Origin of the sequence: Stella humosa (assembly GCF_006738645.1) — a bacterium.
Lineage (GTDB): Bacteria > Pseudomonadota > Alphaproteobacteria > ATCC43930 > Allostellaceae > Allostella > Allostella humosa.
The window spans coordinates 2,503,372-2,519,720 of sequence record NZ_AP019700.1 but is presented as its reverse complement, the minus strand read 5'-3'; the positions used below and the strand labels follow the sequence as shown (position 1 = coordinate 2,519,720).

The window sequence follows — 16,349 nt, the reverse complement described above, 5'->3', positions numbered from 1 at the left end:
CCCCGCTGTCTACTTCAGCAGGCCAACTTCCTTATAGTACTTCTCGGCGCCCGGGTGGAACGGGATGCTGACACCCTTCACCGCGTTGTCGCGCAGGATGGCCTTGCCCTTGGCATGGCCGTTGTCGAGCAGCTCGCGGGTGTTCTTGTTCCACAGGGCCTCGGTGACCTTGTAGACGGTGTCCTCGGACTGCTTGTTGTTGGTCACCCACCAGGCACCGACGGCCACGGTCGGAATCTCCTTGTCGATGCCCTTGTAGGTCCCGGCCGGAATGGTCGTCTCCGACCAGAAGGGGATCGCCTTCAGGACCTTCTCGCGCATGGCGCCTTCGACCGGCAGCAGGGTCATGCCGACGGTCGACGCCAGTTCCACCAGGGCCGCAGTCGGCGTGCCGGCGATCAGGAAGGCCGCGTCGAGCTGGCCGTCGCGGATCCGGTCGGCGGCGGGCTGCGGATTGAGGAATTCCGGCTGTACGTCGACCTTCTCCTTGAGGCCATAGACCTCGAAGAACAGCCGCGCGCCGACCAGCGTGCCCGACGCCGGCGGGCCGTAGTTGACCTTCTTGCCCTTGAGCTGTTCGATCGAGGTGACGCCGCCCGTTCCCTTGGCGAAGACCTGGATATGCTCCGGGAACAGGTTGGCGATGACGCGCAGCGTCTCAACCTTCGGCCGTCCCTCGAACAGGCCGGTGCCGGTGTAGGCCCAGTGCGTCACGTCCGACTGGGCGATGCCCGATTCCATCTGGCCGGAATTGACGGCGTTGATATTGCCGACCGATCCGTCGGACGACTGCACGATCGCCACCAGGCCCGGGACGCCGCACGCACCGCCCTTGTCGCAAGGACGCGAGCCGGGCGGGTTGGAGATGCCCGTGGCGATGATGCCGCCGATCGGGAAATAGGTGCCGCCGGCGCCGCCGGTGCCGATGCGGAAGAACTGCGGCGCCTGCGCCTCGGCCAGGCCGGGAGCAAGGATTGCCGCCCCCAGCGCGATAGCCGTCAATGATCCCAATACGCGCATGACGTGGCCCCCATGATTAGCCATTGAACCGACCCCGACAAGAAATGGGATTGGCCGGCACTGTCAAGCGTAGCGGCGGACGAGGGGCGGCCTTGCGGCCTCACCGAACCGCGCTATATCACCTCGGCATATATCGATCCGTCATAGGTAGCGAAAAAGATCGGCATGGACGTCCCCACGCTTTGCCTGGCCGCACTGGCCCACGGACCGGCCAGCGGCTACGACATCCGCAAGGCGTTCGAGGACGGGCCCTTCGCCCATTTCCACGAGGCGAGCTTCGGGTCGATCTATCCGGCCCTGCGACGGCTGGAAGAGTCCGGAGCGGTCCACGCCACCGTCGAGCCACAGGATCGCCGGCCGGACCGGCGCATCTACAGCCTGACGCCCGATGGCGAGGCGCGCCTGCGCCGCGCGCTGCTGTCGCCGCCCCGCCCCGACCAGCTCCGTTCCGACGCGCTGGTGATCCTTTTCTTCGCCCATCTGGTGCCGGTTGCGACGGCGGTCGGCGTGCTCGACGGCTATCTCGAATACCACCGCCACCTGCTGGCCCAGCTCGACGGCAATTGCGAGGGGGGCAACGGCGAGGGGGCCGACGGCGACGCGACGGAATGCGGCACGCCCGGCCAGCGTTTCGTCCATGGGCTGGGCGTCGCCGTCTATGAGGCGGCGGTTCGATACATGGAAAACCATCGGGCCTCGTTCGTCGACCAACTGTCCGGCGACACGGCACCGAAGGCCTAGCGGAGAGTTCCTGGATGCGCAGTTCCTATTGGATGGCAGCGGCCGTGGTGGTCGGCGCCACGGCCTGGGTCGCCTCTGGCCAGATGCCGGGCCGGGCCGAGACCGAGGTCGAGAAGAAGCCGGCGGCGATCCAGGCCGCACCGGCGCCGGCCGTCCGCGTGGCGGAATCGGTGGCGGAGAACCGTGCCCGCCGCATCGTCCTGCGCGGCCGGACCGAGCCCAACCGCCAGGTGGTGATCCGCGCGGAGACGATGGGCCGCGTGGCCACCATCGGCGCCGGCCGCGGCAGCGCCGTCGCGAAGGACACGCCGATCATCGAATTGGCCGAGGACGACCGCCCTGCCCGCCTGGCCGAGGCCCGCGCCCTGCTGACCCAGCGCGAGGTGGAATTCCGCGCCTCGCGCACCCTGGCCGATCGCGGCTTCCGTGCGGACAACCAGCACGCCGTGGCCAAGGCCCAGCTCGATTCCGCGCGCGCGCTCGTCACCCGCATGGAGGTGGAGACCCGCCGCCTGAACATCCGCGCGCCCTTCGCCGGCGTGCTGGAGAGCCGCCCCGTCGAGCTGGGCGACTACCTGAAGGAAGGCGACACGGTCGCGACCCTGGTCGACCTCGACCCGGTCATCGTCGTGGCCCACCTGACCGAGGTCGACCGCGCCCGCGTGGCCATCGGGCAGACCGCCGTCGCCCGCTTGGCGACCGGCCAGGAGATCCCCGTGCGCGTGCGCTACCTGTCGGCCAATGCCGACAGCGCCACCCGCACCTTCCGCATCGAGCTCGAATCCCCCAATGCCGACGGCAAGGTGATCGGCGGCGTCACGGCCGAGATCCTGCTGGCGGTCGAGCAGGTGGCCGCCCATCGCATCACCCCGGCGCTGCTGGGGCTGGACGAGCGTGGCGTCATCGGGGTGAAGACGGTCGACGGCGGCGACAAGGTGGTGTTCCAGCCAATCCGCATCGTCGATGACGGCCCGGACGGCATGTGGGTGACCGGCCTGCCCGAGCGCGCCCGCATCATCACCGTCGGCCACGAGTTCGTGCGGGCCGGGCAGAATGTGCGCCCGGTAATGGAAAAGGCCGGCGACGCGGGCGGCAAGGCATCATGAATACCCTGATCGACGCGGCGATTGGCCGTGGCCGGGTGACGGTCGCGATCCTGCTGCTGATCCTGCTGTTCGGCGCCATGGCCTGGTAGACGATCCCCAAGGAATCCGAGCCCGACGTCAACATTCCCATCATCTACGTCTCCCTGACGCTGGAGGGCGTGTCGCCGGAGGACGCCGAGCGCCTGCTGCTGCGGCCGATGGAAAAGGAACTGCGCTCGGTCGAGAGCGTGAAGGAGATGCGCTCGACCGCCTATCTCGGCGGTGGCAACGTCGTGCTCGAGTTCGAGGCTGGCTTCGACGCCCAGAAGGCGCTGACCGACGTGCGCGAGAGCGTGAACCGCGCCAAGTCCGAGCTGCCCCAGGACACCGACGAGCCGATGGTGAAGGAGGTGAATGTCAGCCTCTTTCCGGTGCTCGTGGTGACCCTGGCGGGCGAGGTGCCGGAGCGCACCCTGCTGCGCCTGGCGCGCGACCTGCGCGACCGGCTGGAGACGATCCCGGCGGTACTGTCCGTGCGCATCGCGGGCGACCGCGAGGAGCTCGTCGAGATCGTCATCGACCCGCTCAGGGTCGAGACCTATGGGCTGTCGGCGACCGACCTCGCCAACTCGATCTCGCGCAACAACCAGCTCATCGCGGCGGGCCAGATCGACACCGGCCAGGGCCGGTTCGCGGTCAAGGTGCCGGGCCTGTTCGAGAGCCTGCGCGAGATCCTCGACATGCCGGTCAAGGTCGATGGCGACGCCGTGGTGCGCGTGCGCGACGTGGCGGAGGTGCGGCGGACCTACAAGGACCGCGAATCCTATGCCCGCGTGAACGGCCAGCCGGCCATCGCGCTCGAGGTGTCCAAGCGCATCGGCCAGAACATCATCGAGACGATCGACGAGGTGCGCCGCGTCACCAACGAGGAGAAGGCGCGCTGGCCCGACAACGTCGTCGTCGGCTTCACGCAGGACAAGTCCGACGACATTAAAATGATGTTGTCGGACCTGGAGAACAACCTCGGCATCGCCGTCCTGCTGGTGATGGTGATCGTGCTGGGCTCGCTCGGCATGCGCTCCACCATCCTGGTCGGCGTGGCGATCGTGGGCTCGTTCCTGGCCGCCATTCTGCTGCTGGCGGTGATGGGGCTGACGATCAACATCGTCGTCCTGTTCGGCCTGATCTTCGCGGCCGGCAACGTCGTCGACGGCGCCATCGTCGTGACCGAGTTCGCCGACCGCCGCATGGCCGAGGGCATGGGCCGGGCCGAGGCCTACCGGATGGCGGCCAAGCGCATGTCCTGGCCGATCATCTCGGCCATCGGCACGCAGATCGCCGCATTCCTGCCGCTGCTGTTCTGGCCGGGCGTCGTCGGCCAGTTCATGAAGTACCTGCCGATCACCCAACTCGTCGTGCTGTCGGCATCGGTGCTGATGGCGCTGGTCTTCATCCCGGTGCTGGGCGCCTGGTTCGGGCGGGCCGGCAAGGCGGACGCGACGCCCGTCGAGCCGCCACCCGACGACGCCACCACGCGCGTCTATGTCGGCATGCTGGCCTGGTCGCTGCGCCGGCCGGTCACCGTGCTGCTGGCGACGGTAGTGGCGCTGGTCGGCGTGCAATGGTGGTACGCCACCCACGGCAACGGTGTGGAGTTCTTTCCCGATGTCGAGCCCGACCTGGCGCTGCTCAACGTCCAGGCCCGCGGCAACCTGTCGACCGACGAGAAGGACCGCCTGAACCGCGAGGTAGAGGAGCGCATCCTGGCACTTCAGGCCGAGCGCGGCGAGTTCGCCACCATCTACAGTTCGACCCGCGTGCGCGAGCTGGGCAAGGACGCGGGCGAGGACACCATCGGCATCATCCAGCTTGAGTTCGCCGACTGGCAGCGCCGCCGCAAGGCATCCGCGATCCTGGCCGACATCGGCCAGCGCACGCGCGACCTGGCCGGCATCCATGTGGAAACCCGCCGCCAGGAGGCCGGCCCGCCGATCGGCAAGCCGATCCAGGTGCAGCTCGATTCGCGCGACCCCGCGCTTTTGGAGCCGGCCGTGCAGCACGTGCGGGGGCTGCTGTCGCGAATCGAGGGGCTGAAGGACATCGAGGACAGCCGCCCCCTGCCCGGTGTCGAATGGCAGATCCTGGTCGATCGCGGCCAGGCGGCCAAGTTCGGCGCCGACGTGGCATCGGTCGGCAGCTCGATCCGGCTCGTGACCAACGGGTTGAAGTTCGGCGAGTACCGGCCGGACGATTCCGACGACGAGATCGACATCGTCGCGCGCTACCCGCGCGAGGATCGCGGCATCTCGCAGCTAGGCCTGGTGCGGGTGCAGACCGCTTCCGGCCTGGTGCCGATCGAGAATTTCGTCACCCGCAAGGCAGCACCCCGCGTGAGCGAGATCCAGCGCGTCGACGGTCGGCGGGCGATGATGGTGAAGGCCGACGTCGAGGCAGGCCTGCTGCCCGACGACAAGGTGCGCGAGTTCCGCCGCCTGCTGGAGGCAGAGCCCGTGGCGCTCGGCGTCAGCGTCCGCTTCAAGGGCCAGGACGAGGAGCAGCAGAAGGCCCAGGAGTTCCTCTCGAAGGCCTTTCTCGCCGCCATCTTCCTGATCTTCGTGATCCTGCTGGCACAGTTCAACAGCCTCTACACCACCTTCGTGATCCTGACGGGCGTGGTGATGTCGACCATCGGCGTGTTCGTGGGCCTGCTCGTCACCGGGCAGCCCTTCGGCATCGTCATGACGGGCATCGGCGTGGTGGCGCTGGCCGGCATCGTGGTGCAGAACAACATCGTGCTGATCGACACCTTCGACCAACTCGTGCAGACAAGCCCCAGCGTGCGCGAGGCCCTGCTGCAGACGGGGCGCGAGCGCCTGCGGCCGGTGCTGCTGACCGCGTTCAACACCGTGCTGGGCCTGCTGCCGCTGGTGCTGGGGATCAACATCGACCTGTTCCAGCGCGCGATCACGATCGACGCCCCGGCCACGCAATGGTGGATCGGCCTGTCGACGGCCATCTGCTTCGGGCTGGGCTTCTCGACCATCCTGACGCTGCTGGTGACGCCGTGCGCCCTGATGGTGCGCGGCAACGTCGCCGGCTGGTTCGCCCGGCGGCGGCTGGCGCGCGGCGGCGGCGGCCATCCGGCACCCGCCGAATGAGCGACCACCCCCCCGCCATCGCCGAGGGGCTGCTGCGGCTGGTCGAGCGCGAGCCCGCGCTGGCCGAGCTGGTGTCGGCGACCGGCCTGCCCCGATCCCGCAGCCGGCCGGCGGGGTTCGGCACGCTGCTGCAGATCATCACCGGGCAGCAGGTCTCGACCTATGCGGCGGCCGCCATCTGGCAGCGGGTGGCCCTGCTGGCCTCGCCGATGACGCCCGCGGCATGGGTCGGGCTGTCGGACGAGGCCATCCGCGGGGCGGGTTTCAGCCGTTCCAAGGCCGTCTATGCCCGCGACCTCGCCACGAAGCTGCTGGACGGCTCGGTCGACCTGGACGGGTTGGACGCCATCGACGACGAGGCCGCCATCCGCAGCCTCGTCGCCATCAAGGGAATCGGCCGCTGGACGGCCGAGATCTACCTGCTCTTCGCCCACGGCCGGCCGGACATGTGGCCGGCCGACGACATCGCCATCCAGGCCGGCTACCAGATGCTGCGCGGCCTGCCCGAGCGACCGGCGGCCAAAGCGCTGCGCCAGGCGGGCGAGGAATTCCGGCCATGGCGCAGTGCGGCTGCCCTGCTGCTATGGCACCTCTACCACCACCGGCTGCGCACCCAGTCCGGCGAGATCATTCCCGGATAGCCGGCGGCTGCGCCGCGTGCGCTCGGCAAAGCGCAGCACCAGCAGGATGGCGACGACCGCCAGCCCCAGCGTCAGGCCGAGCCAGATGCCGTTGCCGCCCCAGCCGAGCGGGAAGGCCAGAACCAGCCCCAGCACGCCACCGACGCCCCAATAGCCCGCACCGGCAATCAGCATCGGCACGCGGGTGTCCTTCAGCCCGCGCAGGGCGCCAGCCGCGATCACCTGGGCGCCATCGGCCAACTGGAAGATGGCGGCAAAGAACAGGAACCCGATCGCATAGGCCACCGTCACCGCCGCGTCGGGCTGAGCGCTGTCCAGGAACAGGCCGATGATCGGCCCGGCCAGCAGCAGGAAGCCGAGTGCGGCCGTCGCCATGATGCCCGCCCCGAGCACCAGCGCCGTCCAGCCGGCCCGGGCGACGCCACCGGCGTCGCCGCGTCCCGCCGCCACACCGACCCGCACGGTCGCCGCCTGGCCAATGCCGAGCGGGATCATGAAAGTGACCGAGGCGCATTGCAGGGCGATCTGGTGGGCCGCCACCGCCTCGGCCCCGATCAGGCCCATCGCCAGCGTGGCGCCCGAGAACAGCGCGCATTCCAGCGTCATCATGGCGCCGATCGGCACGCCGACGGCCAGCAAGTCGCGCAGCCGCGCCCAATCCCGGCGCCCGAAGCCGGCCCAGACGCGGTAGCGGCGCAGTCCCGGCTCGACCAGGAACACGACTCCCAGCGCCACGGCCATGAACAGGCAGGCCAGCGTCGAGGCCAGGCCGGCGCCCAACAGGCCGAGCGCCGGGAAGCCCAACTCACCGTGGATCAGGACCCAATTGCCGAAGGCGTTGAAGAAGATCGCCGCGATCGTCACCAGCACGGCGGGCCGCGTGCGCTCGATCGCCGAAAGGAAGGTCCGCATGGTGATGAACCACAGCGAGGGAGGCAGACACCACATCAGCGATTGCAGATAGATCTCGGTATCGGCGACCAGCGTCGGCTCCTGCCCCATCGCCAGCAGCAGCGGCCCGGCCAGCATCAGCAGCCCGACGCAGGGCAGCGCCACGATGGTGGCGGCCCAAAGGCCCTGCTGGAACGTCCGCCGGCTTTCGCCCTGGATGTCTCGGCCCCTGCCGCGCGCCTGCGCCACGAAGGGGGCGACCGCCGTGACGACGCCGACTCCGAACATCCACAGCGTGAACATGAGGGCGCTGCCCAGCGCCGAGGCCGCCAGGGCATGCGGCCCCAGGGTGCCGATCATCACCACGTCGGTCGTCATGATGGCGATCTGGGCCAGGTTGGTCAGCGTCAGCGGCGCTGCCAGCGCCAGCAGCGCGCGTACCTCGACGGCCGTGGCGGATATCCCGGGACGTTGGCTGTGGGGGACGATGGAATCGCGGTTCGCAGTCATGTCTCTACCTCGTCTCCGGCCGGTACCGGGCAAGGTCTGGCTTGCCTCCGGGGCTCCGGCTTCTCTCTCGTTCATGCAGCGTTGCCCACGCGGGCGACGTGCTGTTAGGGTCTCGCGCAACGAATACGGGCAACGATCCGCTTGAGGATCGGCCCCGACAGGAGGAACGCCAGAATGAACCGCAGAACGCTCCTAGCCCTCGCGGCCGGCACGGCCATGGTCGCCTTCGCCGGCACGGCGGCAGCCGCATGGCCGACCCGGCCGATCACGCTGATCGTCCCGTGGGGCGCCGGCGGCGGCACCGATGCGACCGCCCGCGTCATCGGCAGTCTGTTGGAGAAAGAGCTTGGCCAGCCCGTCAACGTCGTGAACCGCACCGGCGGCAGCGGCGTCGTCGGCCACACGGCCATCGCGACGGCCGCGCCCGACGGCTACACGCTGGGCATCATGACGGTCGAAATCAACATGATGCACTGGCAGGGCCTGACGCAGCTCACCCACCAGTCCTATACGCCGGTCGCTATCTACAACAACGACCCGGCCGGCGTCCAGGTCGCGACCGATGCGCCCTACAAGACGATCAAGGACCTGCTGGACGCGGTAAAGGCCAGCCCCGGCAAGCTGAAGTCTTCGGGCACCGGCCAGGGCGGCATCTGGCATCTGGCAATCGCCGGCATGCTGAAGGGTGCCGGGATCGAGCCGAACGCGGCACCATGGGTTCCGAGCCAGGGTGCGGCATCGGGTCTCCAGGACATGGTCGCTGGCGGCGTCCAGATCGTCCCCTGCTCCATTCCCGAAGCGCGCGCCATGCTGGATGCCGGCAAGGTCCGCTCGCTGGCGATCATGGATAGCAAGCGCAACCCGGCCTACCCGGATGTGCCGACGCTGAAGGAAGCGACCGGCATCGACTGGAACATGGCGGCATGGCGGGCCGTGGTCGGCCCCAAGGGCCTGCCCAAGGAAGTGATGGACCGGCTGCTGCCGGCCCTGAAGAAGGCGCACGAGAGCAAGGAGTTCCGCGACTTCATGGCCAAGCAGGGCTTCGGCCTGCTGTGGTCCGAGGGGGCGGAGGCTACGGCCTTCCTCACCAAGTCGAACGAGGACCTGGGCGCCGTGATGAAGGCGGTCGGCCTGGCCAAGACGAACTGAAGGCAGGTTCCTCCTCGGCCATCTCCGTCCGATGCGTTTCCACGACGCGATCGTAGGGCTGGTGCTCCTCATCGGAGCACTGGCCCTTCTCGTCTATGCCCAGACGTTGCCGGCCATGCAGGGCCAGCAGTTCGGCCCGGGCGTATTCCCCACCCTGGTCGGCGCCGGACTGGGTATCACCGCGCTGATCCTGACGATCCGCGGCCTGGCCGCAGGCCGCCGCCAGGCCTTGGTGGAAATCGAGGACGGACTGTTCGACCCGCGCGGCGCCCGAGCCGTCGCCATCGTGCTGGGCGGCGTCGTCTTCTACCTGCTGGCATCGGACTGGCTGGGTTTCCTGATCGTGGCCCCGCTCGTGCTGCTGGCCCTGTTCCGCAGCCAGCGGGTGGGCTGGGTCACGGCCATCGTCGTGGCCGTTGTCGGCTCGGTGATGATCCACTTCGCCTTCTACTCGCTCCTGCGGGTGCCGCTGCCGTGGGGCATCCTTACCCCGATCGCCTGGTGACCCGGCCGTGGACGCACTCCTGACCGCCTTCGGGCTCGTATTCGATCCCTACGTCATCCTGGTCATCGCCTGCTCGGCCGCCTTCGGCCTGTTCGTGGGGGCCGTTCCCGGCCTGACGGCGACGATGGCGACGGCGCTGCTGGTGCCCGTCACCTTCTTCATGGAGCCGGTGCCGGCCATCGCCGCCATCGTCACGGCGACCGCCATGGCGATCTTCTCGGGCGACATCCCGGGCTGCCTCGTGCGTATTCCCGGCACGCCCGCCTCGGCCGCCTATACCGACGAAGCCTATGCCATGACCCGCAAGGGCTTGGCAGAGCAGGCGCTGGGCGCCGGCCTCGTATTCTCGGCCCTGGGCGGCATCTTCGGCTCGATCGTGCTGGTCCTGGCCGCGCCCTCGCTGGCCGAAGTCGCCCTGAAATTCTCCAGCTTCGAGTATTTCTGGCTGGTGGCGATGGGTCTGACCTGTGCGGTCTTCATCTCCACGGGCGACCCGCTGAAAGGGCTCATCTCGCTCTTCATCGGCCTGACCGTGTCGCTGGTCGGCCTCGACAATCCGGCCGGCCACCCGCGCCTCACCTTCGGGTCGGTCGAGTTGATGGGTGGCATCAGCTTCATCCCCGCCATGATCGGCATGTTCGCCGTGTCCGAGGTGATCCGCTGGGCCGCAGCACCGGATGCCAAGCCCTTCAACGTGCAGGGTTCCATCGGCAACATCTTCACCGGCATGGGCCGCATGACGCGCACCTACAAGGTGCCGCTGCTGCGCGGCAGCATCGTCGGCACGCTCATCGGCGCCCTGCCCGGCGCCGGCGCCGACATCGCCGCCTGGATCTCCTATGCGATGAGCAAGAAATTCTCCAAGACTCCGGAGAAATTCGGTACAGGATATCCTGAAGGTATCGTCGAGAGCGGCGCCTCGAACAACGCCGCCGTCAGTGGCGCATGGATACCGGCATTGGTATTCGGCATTCCAGGCGATTCGATCACGGCCATCGTCATCGGCGTGCTCTACATGAAGGGGATGAATCCCGGCCCGACGATCTTCATGAACAATGCACCCCAACTCTATGCGGTCTTCATCGTCTTCTTCATCGCCAACATCATGATGATTCCCTTCGGCTGGGCCGCGATCAAGGCAGCCAAGCAGATCCTGCGCGCGCCGCGCGAGATCCTCATGCCGATCATCCTGATGTTCTGCATCGTCGGCGCCTTTGCCATCAACAACACGGCCTTCGGCGTCACCCTGATGCTGTGCTTCGGCATCCTCGCCTACTTCATGGAGAGCAACGGCATCCCGGTCGCCCCCGCGATCCTCGGCATGGTGCTGGGTTCCGTGCTGGAGGAGACGTTCGTGAGTTCGATGATCAAGGCCGACGGCGACCCGCTCGGCTTCTTCAGCCGGCCGATCTCGGCCACGCTGGGCGTCGTCACCCTGCTGGTGTGGTTCGCGCCGTTCTTGATGCGGACCATGCGTCGGTGGCAGGCTCCCGCCGCCTGACCATCATCACCCGCGCGAATCGCGCAGCCCTGGGAGAGCCCGACCGATGCGTGCCGACGATGCCCTGCTCGCCCGCGCCCGCGAGCGGCTCTTCACTGCCGTCCTGTCCGATACGCTGGACGGCATGGGCCACACGAACCAGGCATTCCGGCCGAACGTCCGGCCGCTGGACGAGGCGCTGGTGATGTTCGGCCGTGCCCGGACGGGTCTCTATTCCGAGGTCTATTCGGTCACGCCCGGGGAAAATCCCTACGAGTTGGAGATCGCGCTGATCGACGACCTGGCACCGGGCGAGATCCCGGTGCTGGCCTGCCAGGGCAGCCCGCGCATCGCCCCCTGGGGCGAACTGCTGACCACGGCGTCCATGGCCAGGGGGGCGGTCGGCTGCGTCACCGATGGGCTGGTGCGCGACATCAAGCAGATCCGGGCGCTCGGCTTCCCCGTGTTCCATGGCGGCATCGGCCCGCTCGATTCCAAGGGGCGCGGCAAGGTGATCGCCATCGACGTGCCGGTATCCTGTGCTGGCGTGCATATCCGCAGCGGCGACCTGGTGGTGGGCGACGCGGACGGCATCGTGGTGATCCCGGTCGAGATCGAGCAGCAATGCCTCGAACTGGCCCTGGAGAAAGTCGAGGGCGAGGACCGCACCCGGGCCGAGTTGCAGGCAGGCATGAAGCTGGCCGACGTGTTCGCGCGCCACGGCATCCTGTGACCACGCCCCCGCCGCCGGCAGCCGAACTGGCCGCCATTCGCGGGCACATCGCCCGCACCGAGCATGCGGCTGCGGCCGAGCGGGCGACCGCGCTGGCCGGCGCCCATCCCGGCAGCCAGGTCGCCTGGCTGCTGCTGGCCAAGGCGATGGTTTCCCAGGCGAAGCCGGCCGAGGCAGAGGCGGCGATGGCGCGGGCGGCCGCCCTCGGGCCGCTGCCGGCCGACGCCAAGAGCGATCAGGCCGCGACCTGCCTGCTGCGCCGCGACTTCACCCGGGCGGCCGCCCTGATCGCCGAGGCGATCGCCGAGGAGCCCGAGAACCCGGTCATCTGGCGCCGCAGCGCGCTCATCGAGGAGCGCGCCGGCAACCTGGCCGCCGCCGAGGCCGCCTATCGCCGGGCACTGCACCTGGCCCCGGACGATGCCGCCCTCCACAACAACTACGGCATCTTCCTGCGCAGCCAGGACCGCAACGACGCCGCCGCCCATGCCCTGCGCCAGGCCATGGCACTGGAGCCCAAGCGGGTCGAGTTCCTGGTCAACTATGCTGCCACGCTGCGCCATGACGGCCAGGCCGACGCGGCCTTGCGCGCCTTCCGCGAGGCGATCGCCCTGGCGCCGACGCGCGACGACGTGCGCCTGTCGACGATCGGCATCCTGCGCGCCATGGGCCGTACCGAACAGGCGATCCACGCCGCGCGCGAGGGCATCGAGAAGATTCCGGAATCGGTGCGGCTGCGCGTGGCGCTCGCCGCCACCCTGCTCGATTCCGGCCGGGCCGCCGACGCGCTGGCCGCGGCCGAGGCAGCACTCGCCTTCCGGCCCGACCATCACGAGGCGCTGCTGCATCTGGGCAATGCGCTGCGGCAGCTCGAGCGCCGGACCGAGGCCGCCGACGCCTATCGCCGCCTGCTGGTCCACCAGCCCGACGACGTCCAGGCGATGACCAACCTCGCCCTGGTGCTGATGGAACTGGGCGACCTCGCCGCCGCCAGCCCGCTGGCCGAGCGCGCGATCGCCCTGGCGCCGCGCAATGCCGATGCGCTGCACGTGGTCGGCACGATCGCATCGGTGGCGGGCGACCTTGCCGGGGCCGAACGCAAGTTCCGGGCGGCAATCGAAATTCGCCCGACCTTCGTCGAGGCACAGTTCAGCCTGGGCTGGCTGCAGTTGTCCCAGGGCAAGTTCCGCGAGGGACAGGTCGGGTTCGACCGCCGCTGGGATCTGCCACGGTTCGATAAATGGCGCCGCCCCTTCGCGCAGCCGCTATGGAACGGCCGGCCGCTGGCCGGGAGGCACCTGCTGATCTGGGGCGATCACGGGCCGGGCGACGAGATCATGTATGGCCGGCTGATCGCCACGGCGGCGGCGGCCGGCGGCAAGGTGACGCTGGAATGCGACCGGCGCCTGGTCCGCCTGTTCGCCGATGCCTTCCCCGCCATCGAGGTCGTGCCGCGCAGCGACCCGCCGCACCCCTCGACCAGGGCAGCCGACCTGCAATGCCCGACCGGCAGCCTGCTTGGCCGGCTGCATGCAGGACCCGACAGCCTGCCCCGCGAACCCATCGCCCACCTGCGTGCCGACGCGGCGCGCGCCCGCACGCTGCGCGCGCGCTACCAGGACCGGCGCCTGCTGATCGGGCTCTCCTGGAACAGCCGCCATCCGACCATCGGCGACGAAAAGAGCGTCGGGCTGGCGGCGTGGGAGCCGATCCTGCGCACCCCCGGCTGCCGCTTCGTCAGCGTCCAGTACGGCGACCATCGCGACGAGATCGAGGCGGTGACGCGGGCGACCGGGGTGCCGATCCTGGTCGATCCCGAGATCGATCCGCTGACCGACTATGACGGTGCCGCCGCCCAGCTCGCCGCCCTCGACCTGGTCATCAGCATCAGCAATACCGGCGCCCACCTGTCGGCGGCACTCGGCATTCCGACCTGGACTATGCTGACCAGCGGTCGCGGCCTGTTCTGGTACTGGCTGCTGGGCCGGTCGGATACGCCGTGGTATCCGACCATGCGGCTTTATCGCCAACAGGCCGATCGCGACTGGGGCGAGATGATCGGCCGGGTCGCCAGGGACCTGCACGCGCTCCGCCGGTAGCTACCGGCCGGGTGCCGCTATTTCGGCACCGAGAAGACCTGGCCCGGATAGATCAGGGCCGGGTTGCGGATGCTGTCGCGGTTGGCGCGGTAGATGATGGTGTAGCGCACGCCGCGGCCATACTCGTTGCGCGCGATCCGCCACAGGCTGTTGCCCGGCTGGACCACCACCGTCCCCTCCGACAGTTCGGCCACCGGCACGGTGGTGCGCTGGAAGGGAATGGAGACGCGGCCGGCCACCCGCCCATCCGGCGCCACGCGATCGACCCGCAGCTCGTAATTGCCGGGCGCGATGTCGGCCGGCGGCGTGTGCTGCCAGTTGCGGTTGCCATCGGTCACCGCCTCGCCGATGGGCTTGTTGTCGAGGTAGAGCCGCACGGTGGCACCCGCGTCGGAACGGCCGCTGAAGCGCACCTGCCCCTTGTCGCCATAGTCGATGGCATCGACGGTCGGTGGACCGCCCGGCCGGGGAGCCGGCGTCGTCGGCGCCGCATGGCCGGGCGTGCCGGCGGGACGGGACGCCGGTGCCGGGGTGGCGGCGGGGCGGTCGGCAGGGCTGCGACGGCGGCCGGCTGCGCTGCCGTCGCCGCTGCCTCGGGCACCTGCAGCGGGCGCGACGGGGCCTCTCCAGTCCGGCTGCTCAGCACGACCAGCGGCTCGCTCGGTGCCTGGCCGCTGGCGCGCGTCGGCGGCCGGTCGACCGCGACCACCACCACCTGGTCGCCGTCCTTGCGGTCGGTGGCGAGGCTGGCCGACAGGCTGAAGGAATGCGAGCCGGGTGGCAGGGCGGCGGACGGCAGGAACACCCACTCGCCGCGGGAATTGGCGACCGTGGTACCGATGGCCCGGCCGGAATTGAGGATGGTGACCGTGGCCCCGGGTGCCGCCCTGCCGGCCATGACGGCGGAGCCCTTGGGGTCGACTCGCACGATGTCGAAGCTGGGGGCGGCGAAGGCAGGCCGCGGCCGTGCCGCCTCTTCCCGCACCGCGGCCGGAGGCCGCGGGTCGGGCAATGCCGGGGTCGCTGCCGGGCTCGGACGGGTTGCGGGCCCGGGCGCCGGACGTGGTGGCGCGCTGGCGGTCGGTGCGGGCTCTGCCGGCGGGCGCATGAGCGCCACCGATGGGGCGAGCGGCGGCGGCGTGGATGCCGCCGCCGGAGGGGCGGGCTCGACGCTGTCGAGGCGACCGGGCTGCGCGGGGTGGACTAGTTGGCGGCGGGCTGGCGGCGGCCGGGCGACCGGGCTGGGCGGCGGGCGGTGCCACGACCGTCGGTGCCGATGCGGCGGACACCGGGGGCGGCGGCACCGCGGTCGGCGTCGGTATGGCGACCGCCTGGGGCGATGCGACGGCCGCCTGGGGCGATGCGACGGCCGCCTGGGGCGGAGCCGCGGCCGGTGGCGGCGGGGTGCTGGCAACGGCCGGCGGCGGCGTCGCCGTCACCGCGGGCGCCTGGGGCGCGGGCACCGGCTTTGCCGGCCAGAACGCCACGCCGGCGCCGATCGCCACGGCCGGAACGGCCACGATCCCGAGAATCTTTGCGAGTTGTAATGGCCCCATTGGTGACGAACGTAATACGCGCGCTGCCACAACAGCAACAAGCGTACGGCCGCCACCGACTAAAAGCGCAAGCGCTTACCGCGGCGGATGGGTCACCAGCAGCCAGACGAGACCGGCCACCACCGCAAACAGCACCGCCGCGATCCAGGGGCTGACCATGCGCACCGGCCGCCGGGTGGTGATCGGCAGGCGCTTGATGCCGGTGATCATCGGCCCGATCAGGTCGTTCCGCTTGACCACCAGATAATAGAGCACGGCCAGGATGTGGATGGCGGCCACGATCCGCAGCGCGTCGAAGCCCAGCCCGTGCAGCCAGGACGCCAGGCGGCCGGTGTCGAACGAAACGAGATGGGCCAGCGGACCGGACTCGATGCCATCGGTATCGACCGCGAAGAGGCCGAGCAGCACCTGGGCCAGCAACAGCCCCAGCAAGGCCAGGACGCTGAGCGCGCCCAGCGGGTTGTGGCCGATCAGCGTGCCGCTGCCGCGCGGCTTCAGCATGGTGCGGGCATAGCCCAGCACGGCCGCGGGCCCGCGCACGAAGCGTGAGAAGCGGGCCGTGTCGCTGCCGACGAAGCCCCAGAGGATGCGGAACAGGACCAGCGCCATCATCGTGTAGCCGGCCGGCAGGTGGATATCCATGCGGCCGTTGCTGATGCTCCACCAGGACACGCCGAAGGTCACGACGATGCCCCAATGGACCAGCCGCACGGCCCCGTCCCACACCTTGACCCGTTCGCCGAACGGTCTGCGCGCCATTCCCGTCCCTCACCCCATCTCG

The 16,349-nt window shown here is 69.7% G+C and carries 13 protein-coding genes; 9 read left to right on the top strand and 4 right to left on the bottom strand.

Going from position 1 to position 16,349, the window contains the following annotated elements:
- Nucleotides 1-9: 9 nt before the first annotated feature.
- The gene (locus tag STVA_RS11840; RefSeq protein WP_197735853.1) at nucleotides 10-1,002 is read right to left on the bottom strand and encodes a TAXI family TRAP transporter solute-binding subunit; all 993 of its coding nucleotides are present in this window, start codon (nucleotides 1,000-1,002) and stop codon (nucleotides 10-12) included.
- A 183-nt stretch (nucleotides 1,003-1,185) separates the two neighbouring features.
- Between STVA_RS11840 and STVA_RS11835 the strand changes: the two genes are divergently transcribed.
- The 4 genes from STVA_RS11835 to STVA_RS11820 all read left to right on the top strand — a co-directional run bounded on the left by STVA_RS11835 (nucleotide 1,186) and on the right by STVA_RS11820 (nucleotide 6,645).
- Nucleotides 1,186-1,761, top strand: a complete 576-nt coding sequence (locus STVA_RS11835) for a PadR family transcriptional regulator (protein ID WP_123688151.1) — start codon at nucleotides 1,186-1,188, stop codon at nucleotides 1,759-1,761.
- A 14-nt stretch (nucleotides 1,762-1,775) separates the two neighbouring features.
- A complete protein-coding gene (locus STVA_RS11830; RefSeq protein WP_123688150.1) occupies nucleotides 1,776-2,867 on the top strand; it encodes an efflux RND transporter periplasmic adaptor subunit in 1,092 nt (363 codons plus the stop codon).
- 158 nt (nucleotides 2,868-3,025) lie between these two features.
- Complete coding sequence (locus STVA_RS11825) at nucleotides 3,026-6,004, top strand: efflux RND transporter permease subunit (RefSeq protein ID WP_246782852.1); 2,979 nt, start codon at nucleotides 3,026-3,028, stop codon at nucleotides 6,002-6,004.
- Entirely contained in the window at nucleotides 6,001-6,645 is a 645-nt protein-coding gene (locus tag STVA_RS11820; protein ID WP_123688148.1) for a DNA-3-methyladenine glycosylase family protein, read from the top strand. Before STVA_RS11825 ends, STVA_RS11820 begins: the two co-directional genes overlap by 4 nt.
- Here STVA_RS11820 and STVA_RS11815 read toward each other — a convergent pair.
- Nucleotides 6,586-8,046, bottom strand: coding sequence for an MATE family efflux transporter (locus STVA_RS11815; RefSeq protein WP_123688147.1), 1,461 nt, complete (start codon nucleotides 8,044-8,046; stop codon nucleotides 6,586-6,588). The two genes, STVA_RS11820 and STVA_RS11815, sit on opposite strands and share 60 nt — an antisense overlap.
- Nucleotides 8,047-8,220: 174 nt before the next feature.
- Here STVA_RS11815 and STVA_RS11810 point away from each other — a divergent pair, with 174 nt between their 5' ends.
- From STVA_RS11810 to STVA_RS11790, 5 genes are all read left to right on the top strand, one after another.
- Nucleotides 8,221-9,195 carry a tripartite tricarboxylate transporter substrate binding protein gene (locus tag STVA_RS11810; protein ID WP_123688146.1) on the top strand — a complete coding sequence of 325 codons (975 nt, stop codon included), beginning with the start codon at nucleotides 8,221-8,223 and terminating at the stop codon, nucleotides 9,193-9,195.
- Nucleotides 9,196-9,256: 61 nt separating this feature from the next.
- A complete protein-coding gene (locus STVA_RS11805; RefSeq protein ID WP_170216304.1) occupies nucleotides 9,257-9,700 on the top strand; it encodes a tripartite tricarboxylate transporter TctB family protein in 444 nt (147 codons plus the stop codon).
- Nucleotides 9,701-9,707: 7 nt separating this feature from the next.
- Nucleotides 9,708-11,201 (top strand): tripartite tricarboxylate transporter permease, encoded by a 1,494-nt coding sequence (locus tag STVA_RS11800; protein ID WP_123688144.1) that lies wholly within the window; start codon nucleotides 9,708-9,710, stop codon nucleotides 11,199-11,201.
- A gap of 46 nt (nucleotides 11,202-11,247) precedes the next feature.
- The gene (locus STVA_RS11795; protein ID WP_123688143.1) at nucleotides 11,248-11,913 is read left to right on the top strand and encodes an RraA family protein; all 666 of its coding nucleotides are present in this window, start codon (nucleotides 11,248-11,250) and stop codon (nucleotides 11,911-11,913) included.
- Nucleotides 11,910-14,012 (top strand): tetratricopeptide repeat protein, encoded by a 2,103-nt coding sequence (locus tag STVA_RS11790; RefSeq protein ID WP_170216303.1) that lies wholly within the window; start codon nucleotides 11,910-11,912, stop codon nucleotides 14,010-14,012. Before STVA_RS11795 ends, STVA_RS11790 begins: the two co-directional genes overlap by 4 nt.
- 17 nt (nucleotides 14,013-14,029) lie before the next feature.
- Here STVA_RS11790 and STVA_RS27650 read toward each other — a convergent pair whose 3' ends face one another.
- Complete coding sequence (locus tag STVA_RS27650; protein ID WP_170221600.1) at nucleotides 14,030-14,425, bottom strand: LysM peptidoglycan-binding domain-containing protein; 396 nt, start codon at nucleotides 14,423-14,425, stop codon at nucleotides 14,030-14,032.
- A 1,218-nt stretch (nucleotides 14,426-15,643) separates the two neighbouring features.
- The gene (locus tag STVA_RS11780) at nucleotides 15,644-16,327 is read right to left on the bottom strand and encodes a cytochrome b/b6 domain-containing protein (RefSeq protein WP_123688140.1); all 684 of its coding nucleotides are present in this window, start codon (nucleotides 16,325-16,327) and stop codon (nucleotides 15,644-15,646) included.
- Nucleotides 16,328-16,349 lie beyond the last annotated feature (22 nt).